The sequence below is a fragment of the Pseudogemmobacter lacusdianii genome (genome assembly GCF_030848395.1).
Taxonomy (GTDB): domain Bacteria; phylum Pseudomonadota; class Alphaproteobacteria; order Rhodobacterales; family Rhodobacteraceae; genus Pseudogemmobacter; species Pseudogemmobacter lacusdianii.
On record NZ_JAVDBT010000005.1, the window covers coordinates 59,803 to 77,722 of the forward strand.

Annotated in this window: 17 protein-coding genes and 1 tRNA gene; 8 read left to right on the forward strand and 10 right to left on the reverse strand. The window is 63.3% G+C overall.

Going from position 1 to position 17,920, the window contains the following annotated elements:
- Positions 1-29 precede the first annotated feature (29 nt).
- Together Q9295_RS06285 and Q9295_RS06290 are read left to right on the forward strand one after the other, a co-directional pair.
- Positions 30-2,057: a hydantoinase/oxoprolinase family protein gene (locus Q9295_RS06285; RefSeq protein ID WP_306679668.1), complete on the forward strand. Its 2,028-nt coding sequence runs from the start codon at positions 30-32 to the stop codon at positions 2,055-2,057.
- Between the two features lie 119 nt (positions 2,058-2,176).
- Positions 2,177-2,253 (forward strand) — tRNA-Met (locus Q9295_RS06290).
- 205 nt (positions 2,254-2,458) lie between these two features.
- Here Q9295_RS06290 and Q9295_RS06295 read toward each other — a convergent pair.
- Positions 2,459-2,863, reverse strand: a complete 405-nt coding sequence (locus Q9295_RS06295; RefSeq protein ID WP_306679669.1) for a hypothetical protein — start codon at positions 2,861-2,863, stop codon at positions 2,459-2,461.
- A gap of 269 nt (positions 2,864-3,132) precedes the next feature.
- Here Q9295_RS06295 and Q9295_RS06300 point away from each other — a divergent pair, with 269 nt between their 5' ends.
- Positions 3,133-3,771 carry a DUF533 domain-containing protein gene (locus Q9295_RS06300; RefSeq protein ID WP_306679670.1) on the forward strand — a complete coding sequence of 213 codons (639 nt, stop codon included), beginning with the start codon at positions 3,133-3,135 and terminating at the stop codon, positions 3,769-3,771.
- Positions 3,772-3,780: 9 nt separating this feature from the next.
- Here the strand turns inward: Q9295_RS06300 and bhcR are convergent, their stop codons facing one another.
- Positions 3,781-4,590 carry an HTH-type transcriptional regulator BhcR gene (gene bhcR, locus Q9295_RS06305; RefSeq protein ID WP_306679671.1) on the reverse strand — a complete coding sequence of 270 codons (810 nt, stop codon included), beginning with the start codon at positions 4,588-4,590 and terminating at the stop codon, positions 3,781-3,783.
- A gap of 150 nt (positions 4,591-4,740) precedes the next feature.
- Between bhcR and bhcA the strand changes: the two genes are divergently transcribed.
- From bhcA to Q9295_RS06330, 5 genes are all read left to right on the forward strand, one after another.
- Positions 4,741-5,931: an L-aspartate--glyoxylate aminotransferase BhcA gene (bhcA, locus tag Q9295_RS06310; RefSeq protein WP_306679672.1), complete on the forward strand. Its 1,191-nt coding sequence runs from the start codon at positions 4,741-4,743 to the stop codon at positions 5,929-5,931.
- Positions 5,932-6,001: 70 nt separating this feature from the next.
- A complete protein-coding gene (gene bhcB, locus Q9295_RS06315; RefSeq protein ID WP_306679673.1) occupies positions 6,002-6,970 on the forward strand; it encodes a beta-hydroxyaspartate dehydratase BhcB in 969 nt (322 codons plus the stop codon).
- Between the two features lie 12 nt (positions 6,971-6,982).
- Positions 6,983-8,146 carry a 3-hydroxy-D-aspartate aldolase BhcC gene (bhcC, locus tag Q9295_RS06320; RefSeq protein WP_306679674.1) on the forward strand — a complete coding sequence of 388 codons (1,164 nt, stop codon included), beginning with the start codon at positions 6,983-6,985 and terminating at the stop codon, positions 8,144-8,146.
- A gap of 157 nt (positions 8,147-8,303) precedes the next feature.
- Complete coding sequence (gene bhcD, locus Q9295_RS06325; RefSeq protein WP_306679675.1) at positions 8,304-9,263, forward strand: iminosuccinate reductase BhcD; 960 nt, start codon at positions 8,304-8,306, stop codon at positions 9,261-9,263.
- 180 nt (positions 9,264-9,443) lie between these two features.
- A complete protein-coding gene (locus Q9295_RS06330) occupies positions 9,444-10,418 on the forward strand; it encodes a type I glyceraldehyde-3-phosphate dehydrogenase (protein WP_306679676.1) in 975 nt (324 codons plus the stop codon).
- A 123-nt stretch (positions 10,419-10,541) separates the two neighbouring features.
- Here the strand turns inward: Q9295_RS06330 and Q9295_RS06335 are convergent, their stop codons facing one another.
- The 8 genes from Q9295_RS06335 to Q9295_RS06370 form a co-directional block, all read right to left on the reverse strand.
- The gene (locus Q9295_RS06335; RefSeq protein WP_306679677.1) at positions 10,542-11,309 is read right to left on the reverse strand and encodes a potassium channel family protein; all 768 of its coding nucleotides are present in this window, start codon (positions 11,307-11,309) and stop codon (positions 10,542-10,544) included.
- Positions 11,306-13,636, reverse strand: a complete 2,331-nt coding sequence (locus tag Q9295_RS06340; RefSeq protein ID WP_306679678.1) for an aldehyde dehydrogenase family protein — start codon at positions 13,634-13,636, stop codon at positions 11,306-11,308. Before Q9295_RS06340 ends, Q9295_RS06335 begins: the two co-directional genes overlap by 4 nt.
- 174 nt (positions 13,637-13,810) lie before the next feature.
- Positions 13,811-14,734, reverse strand: a complete 924-nt coding sequence (gene deoC / locus Q9295_RS06345) for a deoxyribose-phosphate aldolase (RefSeq protein ID WP_306679679.1) — start codon at positions 14,732-14,734, stop codon at positions 13,811-13,813.
- A 206-nt stretch (positions 14,735-14,940) separates the two neighbouring features.
- Positions 14,941-15,342: a Na+/H+ antiporter subunit G gene (locus tag Q9295_RS06350; protein ID WP_306679681.1), complete on the reverse strand. Its 402-nt coding sequence runs from the start codon at positions 15,340-15,342 to the stop codon at positions 14,941-14,943.
- A complete protein-coding gene (locus Q9295_RS06355) occupies positions 15,339-15,611 on the reverse strand; it encodes a monovalent cation/H+ antiporter complex subunit F (RefSeq protein WP_373457432.1) in 273 nt (90 codons plus the stop codon). The genes Q9295_RS06350 and Q9295_RS06355 overlap by 4 nt, the downstream gene beginning before the upstream one ends.
- Positions 15,608-16,105, reverse strand: coding sequence for a Na+/H+ antiporter subunit E (locus tag Q9295_RS06360; protein WP_373457437.1), 498 nt, complete (start codon positions 16,103-16,105; stop codon positions 15,608-15,610). Before Q9295_RS06360 ends, Q9295_RS06355 begins: the two co-directional genes overlap by 4 nt.
- Positions 16,105-17,574, reverse strand: coding sequence for a monovalent cation/H+ antiporter subunit D (locus Q9295_RS06365; RefSeq protein WP_373457438.1), 1,470 nt, complete (start codon positions 17,572-17,574; stop codon positions 16,105-16,107). Before Q9295_RS06365 ends, Q9295_RS06360 begins: the two co-directional genes overlap by 1 nt.
- Positions 17,575-17,576: 2 nt before the next feature.
- A complete protein-coding gene (locus tag Q9295_RS06370) occupies positions 17,577-17,918 on the reverse strand; it encodes a Na+/H+ antiporter subunit C (RefSeq protein WP_306679684.1) in 342 nt (113 codons plus the stop codon).
- Between the last annotated feature and the right edge of the window lie 2 nt (positions 17,919-17,920).

Consider the following 17,920-nt stretch of genomic DNA (forward strand, 5'->3'; position numbering starts at 1 on the left):
CCATCGCAAAGCGCAGAAGGACGAGATCGATGGCCTATTTTCTTGGGGTGGACACCGGCGGCACCTATACCGATGCGGTGGTGTTGGATGATGTTTCAAACGTGATCCTTGGGAAGGCCAAGTCCTTGACCTCGCGCCATGATCTTTCGGTGGGGATTGGCGGCGCGGTGGACGGCGCTTTGCAGGCGGCGGGGGTTGCGGCGGGCGATATCGCTTTGGTCTCGCTGTCCACCACGCTGGCCACCAATGCTTTGGTCGAAGGCCAAGGCGGGCGGGTGGCGCTGATCTTCATTGGTTTTGACGATGATGACCTGACGCGCGGTGGGCTGACCGAGGCGCTGAAAGGCGATCCTGTGGTGCGGCTTGCGGGCGGGCATAACCACGGCGGCGGTGAGGCCGCCCCTTTGGATCTGGCCGCTTTGGAGGCCGAAGTGGCGGCTTTGGGGCCAGAGGTCATGGGCTTTGCCGTGGCTGCGCGCTTTGCCACCCGCAATGCCGCGCATGAAACGGCTGCGCGTGAGGTGATCCGCCGCGTCACCGGCCGCCCGGTCACCTGCTCGCATGAGCTTTCAGCCCAGCTGAACGGGCCCAAACGGGCGTTGACGGCGGTGCTGAACGCGCGGCTGATTGGCATGATCGACCGGCTGGTGGCGGCCTGCGAGCGGCATCTGGCGCAGGTTGGCATCGATGCGCCCCTGATGGTGGTGCGCGGCGATGGCGCTTTGATCTCAAGCGCAATGGTGCGCGAGCGACCGATTGAGACGATCTTGTCCGGCCCCGCCGCCTCGATCGTGGGGGCGCGCTGGCTGACCGGGGCGCAGACGGCCTTGGTCAGCGACATCGGCGGCACCACCACCGATGTCGCCTTGCTGAAAGACGGCCTGCCCGAGATTGACCCGCAAGGCGCGCGCGTGGGCGGTTTCCGCACCATGGTGGAAGCGGTGGCGATGCGGACCTGGGGCCTTGGCGGCGACAGTGAGGTGCATTTGCAGACCCAAGGCCTGACTGGCGGGCTGAAACTGGGCCCGCGCCGGCTGATCCCGGTGGCGCTTTTGGCGCATGAGCATCCCGGGATGGTTCATGCCGCGCTGGACCGTTGGCTCTCGACCGAGACGGTGGGCGAGACGGATGGGCGCTTTGCGATCCCGATGACCGGGCAGGCGGCGCAGGCGGGCGGCTTGGGCCCGCGCGAAGCGGCGGTGCTGGCGCGGTTGACCAAGCCGATGCCGATGGCCGATGCTTTGAACTCACGCCTTGAGGCGGCGGCTTTGGACCGGTTGGTGCAGCGTGGTTTGGTGATGATCGCGGGCGTGACGCCTTCGGATGCCAGCCATGTGCTTGGGCGGCAGGACGGTTGGGATGCCAGCGCCTCGGAAAAGGCGCTGCGGCTTTTGGCCAAGCGGCGCACCGGCGCGGGCGAGCGCTTTGCCAAAGATCCCGAGGTGCTGGCGCAATCCATCATCGATCAGCTGACGGCGCAGACCGTGGGCTGCCTTTTGGAGGCGGCTTTCTCCGAGGATGATGCCTTTGGCGCCGAGGATCCGGCGGCATTGGCCAGTCACACGCTGACCACGGCGGGTCTGTCGCAGCACCGCGGCATTGTTGAGATCAGCGCCAAGCTGGGGGTTCCGGTGATCGGGCTGGGCGCCTCGGCCCCGAATTACTACGGCGCGGTCGGTGCGCGTTTGGGCTGCGAGATGATCTTGCCCGAACATGCCGGGGTCGCCAATGCGATTGGCGCGGTGGCGGGGCAGGTCAGCCAAAGGGTGACCGGGATGGTCAGCTCTCCGGCTGAGGGGCGCTTCACCGCGCATTTGCCGGGCGGGCTTGAGCATTTCTCGGACCGTGAGGCGGCTTTGGACGCGATGGAGGCCGCTTTGCGCGAAGAGGCCACGGCGCGCGCCAAGCTTGCGGGGGCAGTGGATCTGCGGCTCACCGCCAGCCGTGATCTGCGCGAGGTCGAAATCGAGGGGCGCACCATGTTCATCGAGGCCAATGTGGTGGTGACCGCCTCGGGGCGGCCACGGGTGGCGCATGACCGGGCGGTGGGGGCGTAAGAATTCGGGTTTACCGTCGGTCACTTGGGTGATTTTGCGCTTTGCGATGCGCAATGTTGAAATCGGTGTCGGAATGCCCCTTGACGTGCCCCGACGGTGCCACTATTCCGCCGCCCAGTGGCTAGGTAGCTCAGTTGGTTAGAGCATGCGACTCATAATCGCAGGGTCGGGGGTTCGAGTCCCCCCCTCGCCACCACAGAATTTCAAGGGCTTAAGCGGAAACGCTTAAGCCCTTATTCTTTGCTCTCCAGAGAAATGCGAATGTGGCCTGTCCGAATGTGGCCTGCCGCGAGCGGCAGTTTTGCGAGCGGGCCGTTTATCGGCCACGGCCAAGCCGCGAATCCCCCTTGGGGCGCGCAGGCGGCTTTGGTGCCATCGGTGTTAGGCTTTAACCGGCTGGGTTACGCGGCGTTCAGTTCGACCTTGGCGGCGATCGCGGGGGTGACGACGAATTGGATCATCTCGGTGCGGCGCTCTTTATGGCTGCCACTGTTGAAAGAGATAGATTGCATCACGGTTTGATGGCCATTTGCGCCTCGAATGGTCCAATCAGCCCAAACGCGAAACCGCTGGCAGCGCGTCAGCTCGACCGAGACCAGATTGCCCTCAAGTTGCTGCAGGCCATCGCCGGTCAGTTGCTTATGCAAGCGTTCGAGAAAGCTTTGAAAGGCTTGCGGTGTGGCAAAAACCTGCGGCTCGTCGTTCAGATAAAGCGGCAGTGGGTAGGTGTAGCGCGCGGCCAATTGATCATACTGACCTAAGGAAAAATGGACGGCGATGGTGGCGATAGAGGCCTGAAGGGACATGGGGAACCAGAACAGTTATGACGGGTTATAGGCGACAGGCTGAACAAACCGGCGCCGATTAGATGTGTTTCAGAATCAAGTCAATCTGACCGGCCTCTTTGGGGAACCCTGTGCTGGCAGCTCCATTGTGACGTTTTATGTCACAAAGCTTGATGAAAATCTATTGTTATCGGGGGGTTGTGCCTCGCTGCCATTGCGCATGTTCTGAGCCAATGTCGAAAGCTTGGGCGTGATGTGGGGCAGAATGTCGCGCGGAAAGGGGTGTTGGCATGACCAAAACTGAGAGGCTGTTGGATCAAATGACCACGCTGCACGGGCTGCGGCGGATCGCCAAGGATGCCACGCGACAGTGGCAACGGCAGAGCGATCAGACCAAGGGGCTGCTGGCGGGCGGCGCGATCGGCGTGCTTTTGACCGGGGACGGGCGGCGGCTTGTGGGCGCGGGGCTGCGGCTTGGCAGCGCTGCATTGGTCAGCGGTTTGGCGTGGCGTTTGTGGCGCGATTGGCAGGCGGGCGCGGGGCTGCGTGACGCGGCTGGCCTAGATGCAGTGGAGGCAAAGGCACTGTCGCGCAAGCTGGTGCAGGCGATGGTTGCTGCGGCGCGGGCTGGTGGATCGATCTCGGGGGATGAGCTTGGGCGGATCGAGGGCGCTTTGGCCGATCTGGGCCTAAGCTTGGATGCAGATGACCTGAATGACGCCGCATTCGCGACAGAATTCGACGCTGAACAGATCGCCGCTTTGGCCGCGTCCGGGCAAGAAGCCGCGCAGATTTATGCGGCCACATTGCTGGTCATCCGGCAGCAATCCGCGAAGGAAAAGTCCTATCTGGCAGCCTTGGCCGAGGCCTTGGATCTCTCGCCTGAGCTGGTGGCGCAGTTGCACCGTAGGGCCGCGCGTCTGGTTTGACGTGCCAGTCTAGGGCTGGGCGCCGCCCGTTGCTTCGGTGACGCGGTCGGCGGCGGCACGGACCAAGGCGCCAAAGCGGGTTGCCTCTGAGATCCCCATGCGAAACGCCGGCCCCGAGACCGAGATCCCGGCCACCGGCTCGGCATGGGCGTTGAAGATGGGTGCTGCGACGCAACGCATGCCCTCGGCACGCTCTTGATCGTCGATGGAAAAGCCGCGCTCGCGGGTATGGGCAAGGTCGCGCAAGAGCGAATGCTCAGAGGTGAGGGTGAGCGAGGTAAACTTCATCAACCCCTGTCGCGCGATGATGCCGCGGGTTTTTTCCTCGGGATACCAAGCCAGTAGCGCCTTGCCGATGCCGCTGGAATGCATCGGCCCTTTGGTGCCGGGGGCGAAGAAGGCGCGGATCGTCTCATGGGTTTCGACTTGGGCAAGAAAGACCACCTCATCGCGCAGCTCGGCGCCGAGGTTGGCGGTCTCGCCGGTGTCGCGCATCAGCTGGTCCATGCTTTGGCGGGCACGTTCGACGACTTTGGTGCGGCGCAAAAACGCGCTGCCGGTGCGGAATGCGCCGGGACCGATGTGCCAAAATTGGCCCGGCTCCTCGAGCTCAACCATATCATGGCCCTGCAATGTCACCAATGCGCGATAGACAGTGGCGACGGCCTCACCGGTGGCTTCGGCAATCTCCGACAGAGTGCGGCCGGGGTGGGCGGCGACATGGGTCAGAATCTGTAAGCCACGGTCCAAGGCCTGCACCGTGTTCTGATCGGTCTTATCGTGAAAAGACTTTGGACGGCCCCGCGGTTTTACAGACATGGGATTTCACACCACAAAGTTGAAAAAGAGCAAGCTGTTGAAAGACTGGGACAAAAGCACCTTTATGAGCAAGTGAAAAATCTTTTCGAAAAAATTGTTCTATGGATGGACTGGGCCTAACCTCACCGTAACAATGAGGGAGCCAGAGCCATGTCCGTGCAAAATCCAGTCTTCATTCCCGGTCCGACCAACATGCCGGAATCGGTGCGCAAGGCCTGCGATATGCCGACAATTGACCACCGCAGCCCGACCTTCGCGCGGCTGTTCAAACCGGCAGTGGCCGGGGTGAAACGGGTGCTGAAAATGGCGGAGGGAGAGGTCATCATCTTGCCCTCGACCGGGACCGGCGGCTGGGAAGCGGCTGTTTCCAATACGCTTTCTCCGGGCGACACCGTGCTGGCGGCGCGGTTTGGCATGTTCAGCCACCGCTGGATTGATCTGTGCCAGCGCCACGGGTTGAACGTCGAGATCATCGAGACGCCTTGGGGCGAAGGGGCGCCTTTGGCGGCGATTGAGGCGGCGCTGAAGGCGGATACGTCGGGCAAGATCAAGGCGGTTTTGGCGACGCATAACGAGACGGCGACCGGCGTGCGCTCGGACATCGGTGGCATCCGCCGGGCGATGGATGCGGCCGGGCATGGCGCGATGCTCTTTGTCGATGGCGTCTCCTCGATCGGCTCGATGCCGTTCGATTTCGCCGGCTGGGGCGTCGATATCGCGGTGGCGGGGAGCCAGAAGGGCTTTATGCTGCCGGCGGGTCTGGCAATCTTGGGCGTGAGCCCTAAGGCTATTGCGGCGATGGAGACCGCGAAACTGCCGCGCACCTTCTTTGATTTCAAAGACATGCTCAGCTCTTATGCGCGGGGCGGTTATCCTTACACCCCCGCCGTAGGCCTGATCGCGGGTCTGGCGCATTCGATTGAGCTTTTGGAGGATGAGGGGCTGGAGGCGGTCTATGCCCGCCATCATCGGCTGGCCGAGGGCGTGCGTCGCGCGGTGGCGGCTTGGGGCATGACGCCCTTTGCGGCCTCGCCCGCGCTTTATTCGGACACGGTGACGGCGGTGAAAGTGCCCGAGGGCTGCAATGGCACCGATCTCGTGCAATTGGCGGCGACGAAATACGGCATGGCCTTTGGGGTCGGTCTGGGTGAGGTCGCTGGAAAAGTGTTCAGGATCGGGCATTTGGGCATGCTGACCGATGCGATGGTGCTGTCGGGGCTGGCGGTGGCTGAGATGTGCATGGCTGATCTTGGCTGGCCAGTGAAACTGGGCTCGGGCGTGGCGGCGGCGCAGGAGCATTATCGCGGCACCGCCCCTGCTATGGCCTTGGCCGCAGAGTGACCAGCGGCGGCGGGGGTTTTGCACCCCCGCACCCCCGCAGAGTATTTAGATCAAGATGAAAGGCGGAACCGTGAAGGATTTCAATGGGTTGGTTGTGCCTACCTTTGATGATGTGCTGGCGGCGCATGAGAGGATCGCACCTTATATCCACCGCACGCCGGTGCTGACCTCAAGCTATCTGAACGCGCTGACCGGGGCGGAATTGTTCTTTAAATGCGAGAACTTCCAGAAGGCGGGCGCGTTTAAGGTGCGGGGGGCCTGCAATGCGGTCTTTGGGCTGTCCGAGGAGATGGCGGCGCGCGGCGTGGCCACGCATTCGAGCGGGAATCATGCGCTGTCGCTGTCTTATGCGGCGGGGCAGCGCGGGATTCCTTGCCATGTGGTGATGCCGCGGACCGCACCTCAGGCCAAGAAGGATGCGGTGCGTGGCTATGGCGGGGTGATCACAGAATGTGAGCCTTCGACGAGCAGCCGGGAGGCGGTCTTCGCCGAGGTTCAGGCGTGGACGGGTGCAGAATTTGTGCATCCTTACAATGACTTGCGGGTAATTGCCGGGCAGGCGACCTGCTCGCGCGAGCTTTTGGAACAGGTTGAGGGTTTGGATGCTGTTGTGGCGCCGATTGGCGGTGGCGGGATGATTTCTGGCACCTGCCTGACGCTTTCGACGCTGGCACCGGAGATGAAAATCTATGCCGCAGAGCCGCTGAATGCTGATGATGCGGCGCGCAGTTTCCGCGCGGGCCATATCATTGCCGATGATGCGCCGGAGACCGTGGCCGATGGGCTGAAGGTGCCGCTGAAAGAACTCACCTGGCATTTTGTTAGCAAGAATGTTGCGGATGTCTTAACGGCAAGTGAGGATCAGATCGTTGAGGCGATGAAGCTGATCTGGAAGCGGATGAAACTGGTGATGGAGCCGTCCAGTGCCGTGCCTTTGGCCTGCATTCTGGCCAATCGGGACCGCTTCCGTGGCCAGCGTGTGGGTGTGATCGTGACGGGCGGCAATGTCGATCTCGACAGCCTGCCTTGGATGAAATGAGGGGATAAGACCATGAACAAGCACATCAATTTTGAAGGCCTGGAAGTGGGCTATGACATCCCCGCGCTGCCGGGCATGGATGCCAAAGACATCCAAACGCCCTGCCTTGTGCTGGATCTTGACGCTTTAGAGCGCAATATCAAGAAGATGGGCGATTACGCCCGCAGCCACGGTATGCGGCACCGGGTGCATGGCAAAATGCACAAATCCGTTGATGTGGCCTTGCTGCAAGAGCGGCTGGGCGGCTCGGTCGGGGTCTGCTGCCAGAAGGTCTCGGAGGCCGAGGTTTTTGCGCGCGGCGGGATTAAGGATATTCTCGTCTCCAACCAAGTGCGCGATGCGGCGAAGATCGACCGTCTGGCGCGGTTGCCGAAATTGGGCGCTCTTACAACGGTTTGTGTGGATGACATCGCCAATATCGCCGAGCTTTCGGCGGGGGCGGTGAAGCACGGCACGACGCTCGGTGTCTTTGTCGAGATCGACTGTGGCGCGGGGCGCTGCGGGGTGAAAACCGCCGCCGAGGTGGTGGCGATTGCCAAGGCGGCGGATGCGGCGGAGGGCCTGACCTTCAAGGGCCTTCAAGCCTATCAGGGCGCGATGCAGCACATGGATTCTTATGCCGATCGCAAGGGTAAATTGGATGCGGCGATTGCGCAGGTCTCGGAGGCGGTTGAGGAATTGAAAGCCGTGGGCCTTGAGCCCGAGCTGGTTTCCGGCGGTGGCACCGGGTCCTACTATTTCGAAAGCGGATCAGGGGTTTATAACGAGCTGCAATGCGGCAGCTATGCTTTCATGGACGCCGACTACGGCCGAATCCTTGACCAAAATGGTCAGCGGATTGACCGTGGTGAATGGGAGAATGCGCTTTTCATCCTCACCTCGGTGATGAGCCATGTGAAGGCGGATAAGGCGGTTGTGGATGCGGGGCTCAAGGCGCAATCGGTCGATTCCGGCCTGCCGGTGATCTATGGCCGCGAGGATGTGAAATACATCAAATGCAGCGATGAGCATGGCGTGATTGATGATCCGCAAGGCGTTTTGAAAGTCGGCGACAAGCTGAAGCTGGTGCCCGGCCATTGCGACCCGACCTGCAACGTTCACGACTGGTATGTCGGTGTGCGCGGCGGCAAGGTCGAGGTGGTCTGGCCGGTCTCTGCCCGCGGCAAGGCCTATTGAACGCCGGGTTAACGCCTTCAAAACGCTGAAAAACCCCGGGTCTGGTTTGCGTCTGTTTCATGTATGGCTTGCGTATGGCTTTGCGCATGACGTGGCCCGGACCTCGGGGGATTAACCTTTTCCAACAGGACGGGCGCTTTGGCCCGAAGGAGTGCCGATGCTGATCGTTCCCGAGGCGCTGATCGCCTCTCTCGTCTCGCCCGAAGATGCTTTTGCCGCCGTTGAGGCGACCTTTGCCGCGATGGCGCGGGGGGATGCCTATAACTTCCCCGTGGTGCGGGAGGCTTTGGGGGAGGGGCGGCAATATGGCTTCAAATCGGGGCTGGACCGGGCCGGAAAGCAGCTGGGTGTGAAGGCGGGTGGCTATTTCCCCGGCAATGCTGAGAAGGGGATGATTAACCATCAGAGCTCGGTGTTTCTCTTTGACCCCGACACCGGGCGGCCGGTGGCGATGGTGGGGGGCAATCTGCTGACGGCTTTGCGGACGGCGGCGGCCTCGGCGGTGTCGATTGACCGGCTGGCGCGGGGGGATGCCAAGGTTTTGGGCATCGTCGGCGCCGGGCATCAGGCGGGGTTTCAGCTGCGCGCGGCGGCGCGGGCGCGGCGGTTTGAGCGGGTGATCGGCTGGAACCTGCACCCTGAGATGCTGCCCCGGCTTGGCGCGGTGGCGGCGGATCTGGGCCTGCCCTTCGAGTCGGTCGAGCTGCCCCGCATGCGCGAGGCGGATGTGATCGTGACCATCACCTCCTCTCCGGCGGCGAGCCTTATGGCGGAGCATGTCAGCCCCGGCACGCATCTGGCCTGTATGGGAACGGATACCAAAGGAAAACAAGAGGTTGAGCCTGCTTTGCTGGCGAAGGCCTCGGTCTTCACCGATGAGGTCGCGCAATCGGTGACCATCGGTGAGGCGCAACATGCCGTGGCTGCGGGGGCCTTGTCCGAGGCGGATATCGTGGCGGTCGGACAGGTGCTGATCGGCGCGCATCCGGGGCGGCGCTCGGCGGAAGAGATCACTGTGTTCGATGGCACCGGCGTTGGTTTGCAGGATCTTGCGGTGGCGGCGGTTGCCGTGGCGCGGGCGCGCGAGCGGGGCATGGGGATGGAGGTCGGCGTCTGAGGCGCCGATTTCTTGGAAGAAATCGAGACGGAGCCTTGAAAGGCTCCGGGCCCTTTGCGACAGCATGACGCCATTGTGACGGGCACAAGTTTTGGTCTAAGCCCTGTTGATACGCGGCTTTTCCCGTGATGTGACTGCAAGGGACGGTTGCATTACGGGTTGGCGGAAGGACTTCGGATCATGCGGGTCTTTATCAACGGATTTGGTCGGATTGGACGCTCGGTCCTGCGGGCTTGGGCGCAGGAGCCTGCGCGTTGGCCGGGGCTGGAGGTCGTTGGGATCAACGATATCGCGGCACCTGAGATGTGCGCGCATCTCTTTGAATATGACTCCGTCTTTGGCCCTTGGCGCGGCACGGTGGCGCTGGAGGCGGGGGCTTTGCTGGTGAATGGCCATGCGATCCCGCTGCACCGGGTCTCGGACCTGTCGCTGCTGCGGCTTGAGGGTGTCGATCTGGTGATGGAATGCACCGGGCGCGCGGGCGTGCTGGAGGTGGCCGAGCGCGGCTTGCGCGCAGGGGCGGCGCGGGTGCTGATCTCGGGCCCGTCCGAGGCGGCTGAGGCCACCGTGGTGCTCGGCGCCAATGATGAGGTGCTGGCGGGGCAGAAGATCGTCTCCAACGCCAGCTGCACCACCAATGCTTTGGCCCCTCTGGCCCGGCTTATTCACCGCGAATGGGGCATTGTGACAGGTTCGATGACCACGGTGCATTGCTATACCGGCAGCCAGCCGACGGTGGATGCGCCAGCGGCCGATTACGCCCGCTCGCGCGCTGCCGCCTTGTCGATGGTGCCCACCACCACCTCGGCGGCACGGCTTTTGGACGGGGTGTTGCCCGAGGTCGCCGGTCGGATCGTGGCGCAAGCCGTGCGGGTGCCGGTCGCCAGCGTCTCTTGCGTGGATTTCCACCTTCTCCTTGAGCGACCGGCCAGTGTCGATGAGGTCAACGAGGCCTTCCGCGCGGCCTCGGGCGTCATCGGCGCCACCGACCGGGCTCTCGTCTCCAGCGATCTGCGCGCAAGGCCTGAATCGGTGGTGATGGCCACGCCCGAAACCAAGGTCACGCCGCAAGGCATGCTGCGGGTCTTTGGTTGGTATGACAATGAATGGGGCTTTTCCAACCGGATGTTGGATATGGCTCTTCGAATGGCTTAAGCCTTCGCGCTTTGCCAGCGACGGAGCCTCCGGCGGGAGTATTTAGATCAAGATGAAAAATGCTTTCATCTTGACGGAAATACTCCAGGGGGGCCCGGGGGGAGGATCCCCCCGGCTGCCGGGTCAATCCAAACCGTCGTCAGGAATATTGATCAAGGTGCCACAAGCCTTGCAATGCACCGCATCATGATCATGCCGGCGCAAGCCGCATTTGGGGCAGGGGAAATGCGCCTTTGAGGGGCGCAGCGCTACCTGCACCAGCCGCAGAAAAAGGCTCACCCCGACGATCATGATCGCCACGGTCAGCAGCCTGCCGGCATGGCCGGTCAGCGTTACATCGCCAAAGCCCGTGGTCGTCAGAGTGGTGACGGTGAAGTAAAGCGCATCGATGTAATTGGCGATGTCGGGGTTGCTGTTCGATTGAGTCTGATAGACCAAAGCGGTCGTCGCAAAGAGGAAAATCAAGAGGTTGGCGCCCGCACGCAGGGTTGCCTCATTGCGGCGAAAGCCGGGTATGTCGCGGCCAAGCTGGCTGATGGTGCGCGGCGAATGCAGCACGCGGTAAAGCCGCAGCACCCGCAGAAACGCCAGCCCCTCGCCCCAGATCGGGAAGAGAAGCGACAGGATCACCAGAAGATCGGCGATGCCCCAAAAGCTGAAAAGCTCGCGCAGCGGGCGGCGGGCGATCAAAAGCCGCGCCAAAAGATCGGCCAGAAAGACAAAGCCGATGCAGAGGTCGATGGCGATATTATAAGGCCCGCGCGGCAGGAAACTGGTGCTGACAAGGTAGCACACCGTCGCAAGGTCAAAGGCCAAAAGCGCGTAGCGAAAGCGGTCAGGCCCGGCACCCGCCCCCTCATAAAGCGTATGGAGGCGGCTGCGCAGGGTCATTCTCCGTAAGGCATCCAGATGGTTTTGACGGAGGTGCTTTGCGCAAGGTAGCTGCGCGCATCGGGCTCGGCCGCCCAATCCACCGCCGTTCCGGGCGCCCAGACGCGCTTAAGATTGCCCGCACTCTCATGCTCAATCAGAGCGGGGGAAGTGGGGCCAAAGCTCCAGACCGCGTCGATATCGGCATGGCCCGCCATCGGTTTTGCTAGATCCGCATGCGCTCCGGTCAGGATATTGACCACGCCGCCGGGCAGGTCCGAGGTCTCCAGCACTTGGTAGAAATCACTGGCGGCCAGCGGGAAGGGCTCGGATGCGGCCAGCACCACGCGGTTGCCCATGGCGATTGCCGGGGCCATCAGCGAGATCAGACCCAAGAGCGGAGCCTCATCAGGGCAGAGGATACCGATCACGCCCACAGGCTCATGCAGAGCCAAGGCAAGGCCGCGCATCGGGACAGGCTTGGCGGCACCCTCATATTTGTCGGCCCAAGCGGCATAGGTGAAGAGCCGGTTGATACTCGCCTCGACCTCCGAGGTGCCGGGCTTGCCGGTCATCTCTTGCAGGCGGGCGGCGAATTCGGTGGCCCGGGCCGAGAGGTTCTCGGCGATATAGTAAAGGATCTGGGCGCGGCTATGGGCGGTGCTGCGCGACCAAGATTTGGCGGCATGGGCGGCCTCAACCGCGTTGCGCAGATCCTTGCGGTTCGACAAGCCGATATGGCCAAGAAGCCGACCTTTCGGCGACCAGATGGCGCGGGATTGGCCGCCATCCGGGCGGGCCTGCTTGCCGCCGATGTAGAGTTTCGCGGTGCGGTCGAGCCCCGAGACCTGCGGGTCGCGCGGCGCGGGGATGGCGGGAATGGCTTTCAAGGGGCGCGGCTTGGCGGCGGGTTTGAGATAGGCGGCCAGCCCCTCCCATCCGCCCTCGCGGCCATAGCCCGACTCGCGCACCCCGCCAAAGCCGGCGGCGGCGTCGAACATATTGGTGCCATTGACCCAAACCACACCGGCGCGCAGCTTTGGTGCGATGTCGAGCGCAAGGTTGATATTCTCGCTCCAGACCGAGGCGGCAAGGCCGAAGCGGGTGTTATTGGCCAGCTCCACAGCCTCGGCGGGCGTGCGGAAGGTCATCGACACCAGCACCGGGCCGAAGATTTCCTCTTGCATGAGGGGGGCTGCGGGCGAGAGGCCGGTGATCAGGGTGGGCGGGTAGAAGCAGCCTTGGGGGAGGGGCGTGGCGGCGCGGTAGACCTCGCCTTCCGAGGCATCGACCATTGCGGAGATGGTGCGCAGCTGGATCGGGTCGACAATGGCGCCGATGTCGATGGCCTTGTCCAAAGGATCGCCGATGCGCAAACCGTCCATGCGGCGCTTCAGCTTGGCATGGAAGCGCTCGGCGATGCCCTCTTGCACCAAAAGGCGTGAGCCGGCGCAGCAAACCTGGCCTTGGTTGAACCAGATCGCATCGACGAGGCCTTCAACGGCGGAGTCGAGATCGGCGTCGTCGAAAACGATATAGGGCGATTTGCCGCCCAATTCGAGCGTCAGCGCCTTGCCTTGGCCCGCGGTGGCTTGGCGGATGCGCTTGCCGACCTCGGTGGAGCCGGTGAAGGCGACTTTCGCGACACCCGGATGGGCGACCAAAGCCGCACCGGTCTCACCATCACCGGTTACGATGTTGAGGACACCCTTCGGCAGGCCGGCCTCGCGGCTGAGTTCAGCGAAGAGAAGGGCGGTGAGGGGCGTGTATTCAGCGGGCTTCAGGACGACCGTGTTGCCAGCGGCCAGCGCGGGGGCGATCTTCCACGCCAGCATCAGCAGCGGGAAGTTCCACGGGATGACTTGGCCGCAGACACCAAGCGGCTGCATTCCGGGTTGCTCGGCAGCCATCAGCTGGGCAAGGCCCGCGTGGTAGTAGAAATGCCGCGCCACCAGTGGCAGGTCGATGTCGCGGCTCTCGCGGATCGGCTTGCCATTGTCCATCGTTTCCAGCACCGCCAGCAGCCGCGCGTGCTTTTGCACGAGCCGCGCGAGGGCATAGAGCACCTTTGCCCGCTCATGCCCCGGCGTGCGGGACCATTTCGGGAAAGCGCGGGCGGCGGCGGCTACGGCTTGATCGACGGTCTCGGATGAGCCTTGCGAAACCTCGGCCAAGACCGCGCCCGTGGCGGGGTTGCGGGTCTCGAAAACCGCCTCTGGGGCTGTGAAGCGACCATCGATCCAATGGCCAAAGCGGCGGCCATGTTGCTCTAGCCAAGCCATGGCCTCGGCATTGCTTTCCGGGGCGGGGCCGTAGGACATAGAGTCGAAGATTTCCTTGATCGTCATCGCGTCACTCTCCTGCGCCCCATTCGGGCGGGATCTCATTTGGCGGGCCGGGGCCTCCGGCGGGAGTATTTAGATCAAGATGAAAAGCGCTTTCATCTTGACGAAAATACTCCGGGGTGAGCCCGGAACGGGCGAGGGGCAGAGCCCCTCCCGCCTTTGGTTTGGGCGCTGGCCTTAGGCCATCGCGTGGCGGTGGCTGGCCGAGTAATGGCCGGTCAAATGGTGTTCCAATTGCCGCTCGATATCGCCCAGAAGCGAGGAGGCGCCGAAGCGGAAGAGGTCGGGCTGGAGCCAATCATGGCCGAGCTCATCCTTCAAAAGCGCAAGATAGAGGAGCGCATCTTTGGCTTTCGAGATGCCGCCGGCGGGTTTGTAGCCGACTTTGATGCCGGTGCGGTCCTCGTAATCGCGGATGGCGCGGATCATCGTCAGGCTCACCGGCAGGGTGGCGTTCACGGCCTCTTTCCCGGTTGAGGTTTTGATGAAATCGGCCCCGGCCATCATGCAAACGAGGCTGGCGCGGGCGACGTTACGCAGGGTTTGCAGCTCACCCGTGGCGAGGATGGCTTTGACATGCGCCTCACCGCAGGCGGCGCGCATCTCGCGCATCTCGTCGTAAAGGGCCTGCCAATTGCCGGTCAGCACATGGCGGCGCGAGATCACGATGTCGATCTCTTGCGCCCCGGCTTTGACGGATTCGCCGATTTCCGCAATCCGCAGGTGCCAAGGCGAAAGGCCTGCGGGGAAGCCGGTGGAGACGGCGGCAACCGGGATGCCGCTGCCTTCCAGCGCGCGCACTGCGGTTTCGACCATATCGTGGTAAACGCAGACCGCGCCGGTGGTGAGGCCGGGCATGCCAAGCGCCTCGAGAATATCGGCGCGCACGGGTTGGCGGGCCTTGGCGCAAAGCCGCTGCACGCGGGCGGTTGTGTCATCGCCGGAAAGCGTGGTGAGGTCGATCAGGCTGATCGCTTTCAAAAGCCATGCGGCTTGGAAATCCTTTTTGACCGAGCGGCGGCCGCCCAGCGTGGCCGCGCGGCGCTCGATCGCACTGGTATTGGCTTGCACCGAGGCGACCCAATCAAGGTCAAGCGGCATGCCCGGGTTGCGAGGGTGCGCCTGATGGCCAGAGAGTTGCGGCAATAGGCCCGCGTGATTGGGGGTCAGGGTCTGCAAAACGCGGTCTCCGCGGGCAAGGAACAGGCCGTTACGATGCCACGGGCGCGGCGCGGCTGGCAAGGGTCGGGCGGCTGTGACGGCAGGTCAGCCGGTTGCGGTGGTCGGGTTTTCGCCGAAAGCGTGGTTTAGGCTTTGCGGTCCTGCGGGTGCGAGGGCTCGGCGGGGTTATCTTCGCTGAGCGTGGCCCAGCCCGCTTTGGTTCCGGTGGGGGGGAGTTTTGCGGCATCTTCGCTGCGGAAGAGATGGGCTTTGGAGAGGAACAGGGCCGAGAGCGGGGCGGTGAGGAAGAAAAAGAGCGCCACGGCAAGCTCGCGCAAGGCCAGCCGGTCTTCGTTGAGCCAGATATGCACGGCCACGGCGACAAGGGCCGAGCCGATGCCAAGCGTGGTGGCCTTGGTCGGTGCGTGAAGGCGCTGCATCGACTGTTTCAGGCGCAAAAGGCCGAGCGAGCCGATGACGGCGAAAAGGCCGCCTGCGACCAGAAGGGCGGCTGCGATGATCTCGATGATGGTGGCGGCAAGGCTCATTCGATGATGCTCCCACGCAGGAGGTATTTGCAGAAAGCCATGGTCGAGACAAAGCCGGTCATGGCGATCAGGACGGCGGCTTCAAAGCTGAGGGCTGAGCCAGATTGCGCGGCGGCGAGGATCACCAGGGCCGCGACATTGACCGCCATCGTGTCGACGACCAGCACCCGGTCGACGAGGTTCTTGATGGTGAAAAGCCGTAAGAGATTGAGGAGCAGAGCGAGACCGAAACAGCCAATGGCGAAGCTGAGTGCATAACCGAGGATCATGCGAAAATCCTTTTCAAACGGGCCTCATAGCGGCTGTGGATGTCATCGCGCAGCGCCTGCGGATCGGGGGCATGCAGGGCATGGATCAAGAGCACTTTGCCATCGGCGGAGAGATCTGCGGTCAGCGTGCCCGGCGTCATGGTGATGGTGCCGGCAAGCAGCGCAATCGCCTCGGGCGAGGTGAGGGAGGTTTCCACCGCGACATAGGTGCTACGGATCTCTTCGGGGCGCAGGAAAAGGATCACGCGGGCAACGTGCAGGCTGGAGATCACCACATCGTAAAGCACGATGCCGATATAGGGGATCAGCAGCGCGGGGCGCTTCAGACGCGGTTTGTCGGGCCACCAAGGGGCGGTCAGCAGCGGGATGGCAAGGCCAAGGAAGCCGCCCATCACCAGCGAGCCGAAGGTCCATGAATCGGCCAAGATCAGCCAGAAGAGGGTGAGGAAAAGGCTGAGGATCGGGTGGGGCCAAAGTCGCATTGCGGGGCGCATCATTGGGCTCCTCCGGGCAGGTCATGGGCCTCTATGTAGGGCGTGGGGTTATGCAGGCTTTGCGCGGTCTCGGCCAGCCATGCCGTGATGGGGCCTGCGAGGATCGTCAGGCCAATGAGGGCGGCGATCAGAGCGGCGGGGGCGAAGGCTTCGCGGAGTGGGAGTTTTGCGGCCTTGCCCTCGGGCTTCCAAAAGAGCGCCGTGCCTGCGCGGGAAAGGCCAAGGATGGCAAGGAAGGTGCCGAGTAGGATGACGGCCCAAACGAGCGTGCTGGGTTGGCTTTGCAGCACCATCAGCTTGGCCGGGAAGCCCGAAAGCGGCGGCAGTCCGGCACTGGCGATGGCAGCGGCCATGAAGAGCGCGGCAAGGCGGCCGGGCAGGGGGGCTTTCGAGGCAAGCACCTCGGCCCCACGGGCGCGGGCGAGGTCGGCAATGAGGAAGAGCGCCGCCCCTGCGAAGGTGGAGTGGATCACATAGTAAAGCGTGGCGGCGGTGGTGGCAGGCGTGAAGCCGGACATGGCGGTGAAGACCGTGCCCATCGACATGAGGGTGGCACTCGCGGCGATCTGCGGCAGGCCGCGCGCGCCAAGGATGCCGATGGCGCCGATGCCAAGGGTGATGAGGCCTGCGGGCAGGAGGAGGGGGCCGATAAGCCCTTCGGTCACGGAAAGGCCCTCGGGGAAGACCATCGTGCCAAAGCGCAAGGCGGCATAGGCGCCAACTTTGGTCATCACGGCGAAGAGCGCGGCGACCACTCCGGCGGCGGCGGCATAGGTGCCGGGAAGCCAGAAATGCAGCGGCACCAGCGCGCCTTTGATCGCAAAGACCAGCATCAAAAGGATCGCGGCGACGCGCATCAGGGCGTGGTCTCCCTGCGGCAGTTGCGGCAGTTTGACCGCGAGATCCGCCATATTGAGCGTGCCGGTGACGGCGTAGATCGTGGCAAGCGCGAAGAGGAAGAGTGTCGAGCCGACGAGGTTGATGGCGATATATTGCAGGCCTGCGCGGATGCGCGGCCCGGTGCCGCCATGGGTCATCAGCCCGTAGGAGGCGATCAGCAGAACCTCGAAGAACACGAAGAGGTTAAAGGCGTCTCCGGTGAGGAAAGCGCCGTTGAGGCCCATCAGTTGGAAAAGCCAAAGCGCGTGGAAGCGTTGGCCGCGCTGGTCCCAGCCGGTGGCAATGGCTTGGATGAGCACAAGGCTCGCCAAGCTGGCGGTCAGCAGGAGCATGAGCGCCGAGAGCCGGTCGAGCACCAGAGTGATGCCGAAGGGGGCGGGCCAATCTCCCAACCGGTAGACCTGCGGCTCCGCGCCGCTGGCGGTGCAAAGCAGGTGAATGGCAATGGCGAGAAGCCCGAAGGTGCCCAAGAGCGAGAGCACCCGGCCCGCCGCATTCCGCCCGGCAAAGAGCGACAAAGCCGCCAGCACGGCGGGGAGAAGAACCGGGGCGATGATCCAATGGTTCAGCATCAGGCCTGATCCTCCGGCGTGCCGGTCTTGGCATCGGTGCGGTCATGGCCAAGCTCGAGGTAAGAGCCAAGCGCCATCATCACCATGACGGCGGTCATGCCAAAAGAGATCACGATGGCCGTCAGCACCAAGGCTTGCGGCAGGGGATCAGACGGCGCCTCGGTGGTGCCGACGATGGGGGCGGCGGCGGTCTTCAGCCGCCCGGCGGTGAAGAGGAAAAGGTTCACCGCATAGGACAGGAAGGTGAGGCCCAAGATCACCGGAAAGCTGCGCAGTCGCAGCATCAGGTAGGTGCCGACAGCGGTCAGCAGGCCAATGGTCAAAGCGAAGAAAAGCTCCATCA

Excerpts from the sequence above, each read along its gene's own strand:
- Q9295_RS06285 (WP_306679668.1), top strand. The coding sequence starts at position 30 with ATGGCCTATTTTCTTGGGGTGGACACCGGCGGCACCTATACCGATGCG.
- Q9295_RS06295 (WP_306679669.1), bottom strand. The coding sequence starts at position 2,863 with ATGTCCCTTCAGGCCTCTATCGCCACCATCGCCGTCCATTTTTCCTTA.
- Q9295_RS06300 (WP_306679670.1), top strand. The coding sequence starts at position 3,133 with ATGACCAAAACTGAGAGGCTGTTGGATCAAATGACCACGCTGCACGGG.
- bhcR (WP_306679671.1), bottom strand. The coding sequence starts at position 4,590 with ATGTCTGTAAAACCGCGGGGCCGTCCAAAGTCTTTTCACGATAAGACC.
- bhcA (WP_306679672.1), top strand. The coding sequence starts at position 4,741 with ATGTCCGTGCAAAATCCAGTCTTCATTCCCGGTCCGACCAACATGCCG.
- bhcC (WP_306679674.1), top strand. The coding sequence starts at position 6,983 with ATGAACAAGCACATCAATTTTGAAGGCCTGGAAGTGGGCTATGACATC.
- bhcD (WP_306679675.1), top strand. The coding sequence starts at position 8,304 with ATGCTGATCGTTCCCGAGGCGCTGATCGCCTCTCTCGTCTCGCCCGAA.
- Q9295_RS06330 (WP_306679676.1), top strand. The coding sequence starts at position 9,444 with ATGCGGGTCTTTATCAACGGATTTGGTCGGATTGGACGCTCGGTCCTG.
- Q9295_RS06335 (WP_306679677.1), bottom strand. The coding sequence starts at position 11,309 with ATGACCCTGCGCAGCCGCCTCCATACGCTTTATGAGGGGGCGGGTGCC.
- Q9295_RS06340 (WP_306679678.1), bottom strand. The coding sequence starts at position 13,636 with ATGACGATCAAGGAAATCTTCGACTCTATGTCCTACGGCCCCGCCCCG.
- deoC (WP_306679679.1), bottom strand. The coding sequence starts at position 14,734 with ATGCCGCTTGACCTTGATTGGGTCGCCTCGGTGCAAGCCAATACCAGT.
- Q9295_RS06350 (WP_306679681.1), bottom strand. The coding sequence starts at position 15,342 with ATGAGCCTTGCCGCCACCATCATCGAGATCATCGCAGCCGCCCTTCTG.
- Q9295_RS06355 (WP_373457432.1), bottom strand. The coding sequence starts at position 15,611 with ATGATCCTCGGTTATGCACTCAGCTTCGCCATTGGCTGTTTCGGTCTC.
- Q9295_RS06360 (WP_373457437.1), bottom strand. The coding sequence starts at position 16,105 with ATGCGCCCCGCAATGCGACTTTGGCCCCACCCGATCCTCAGCCTTTTC.
- Q9295_RS06370 (WP_306679684.1), bottom strand. The coding sequence starts at position 17,918 with ATGGAGCTTTTCTTCGCTTTGACCATTGGCCTGCTGACCGCTGTCGGC.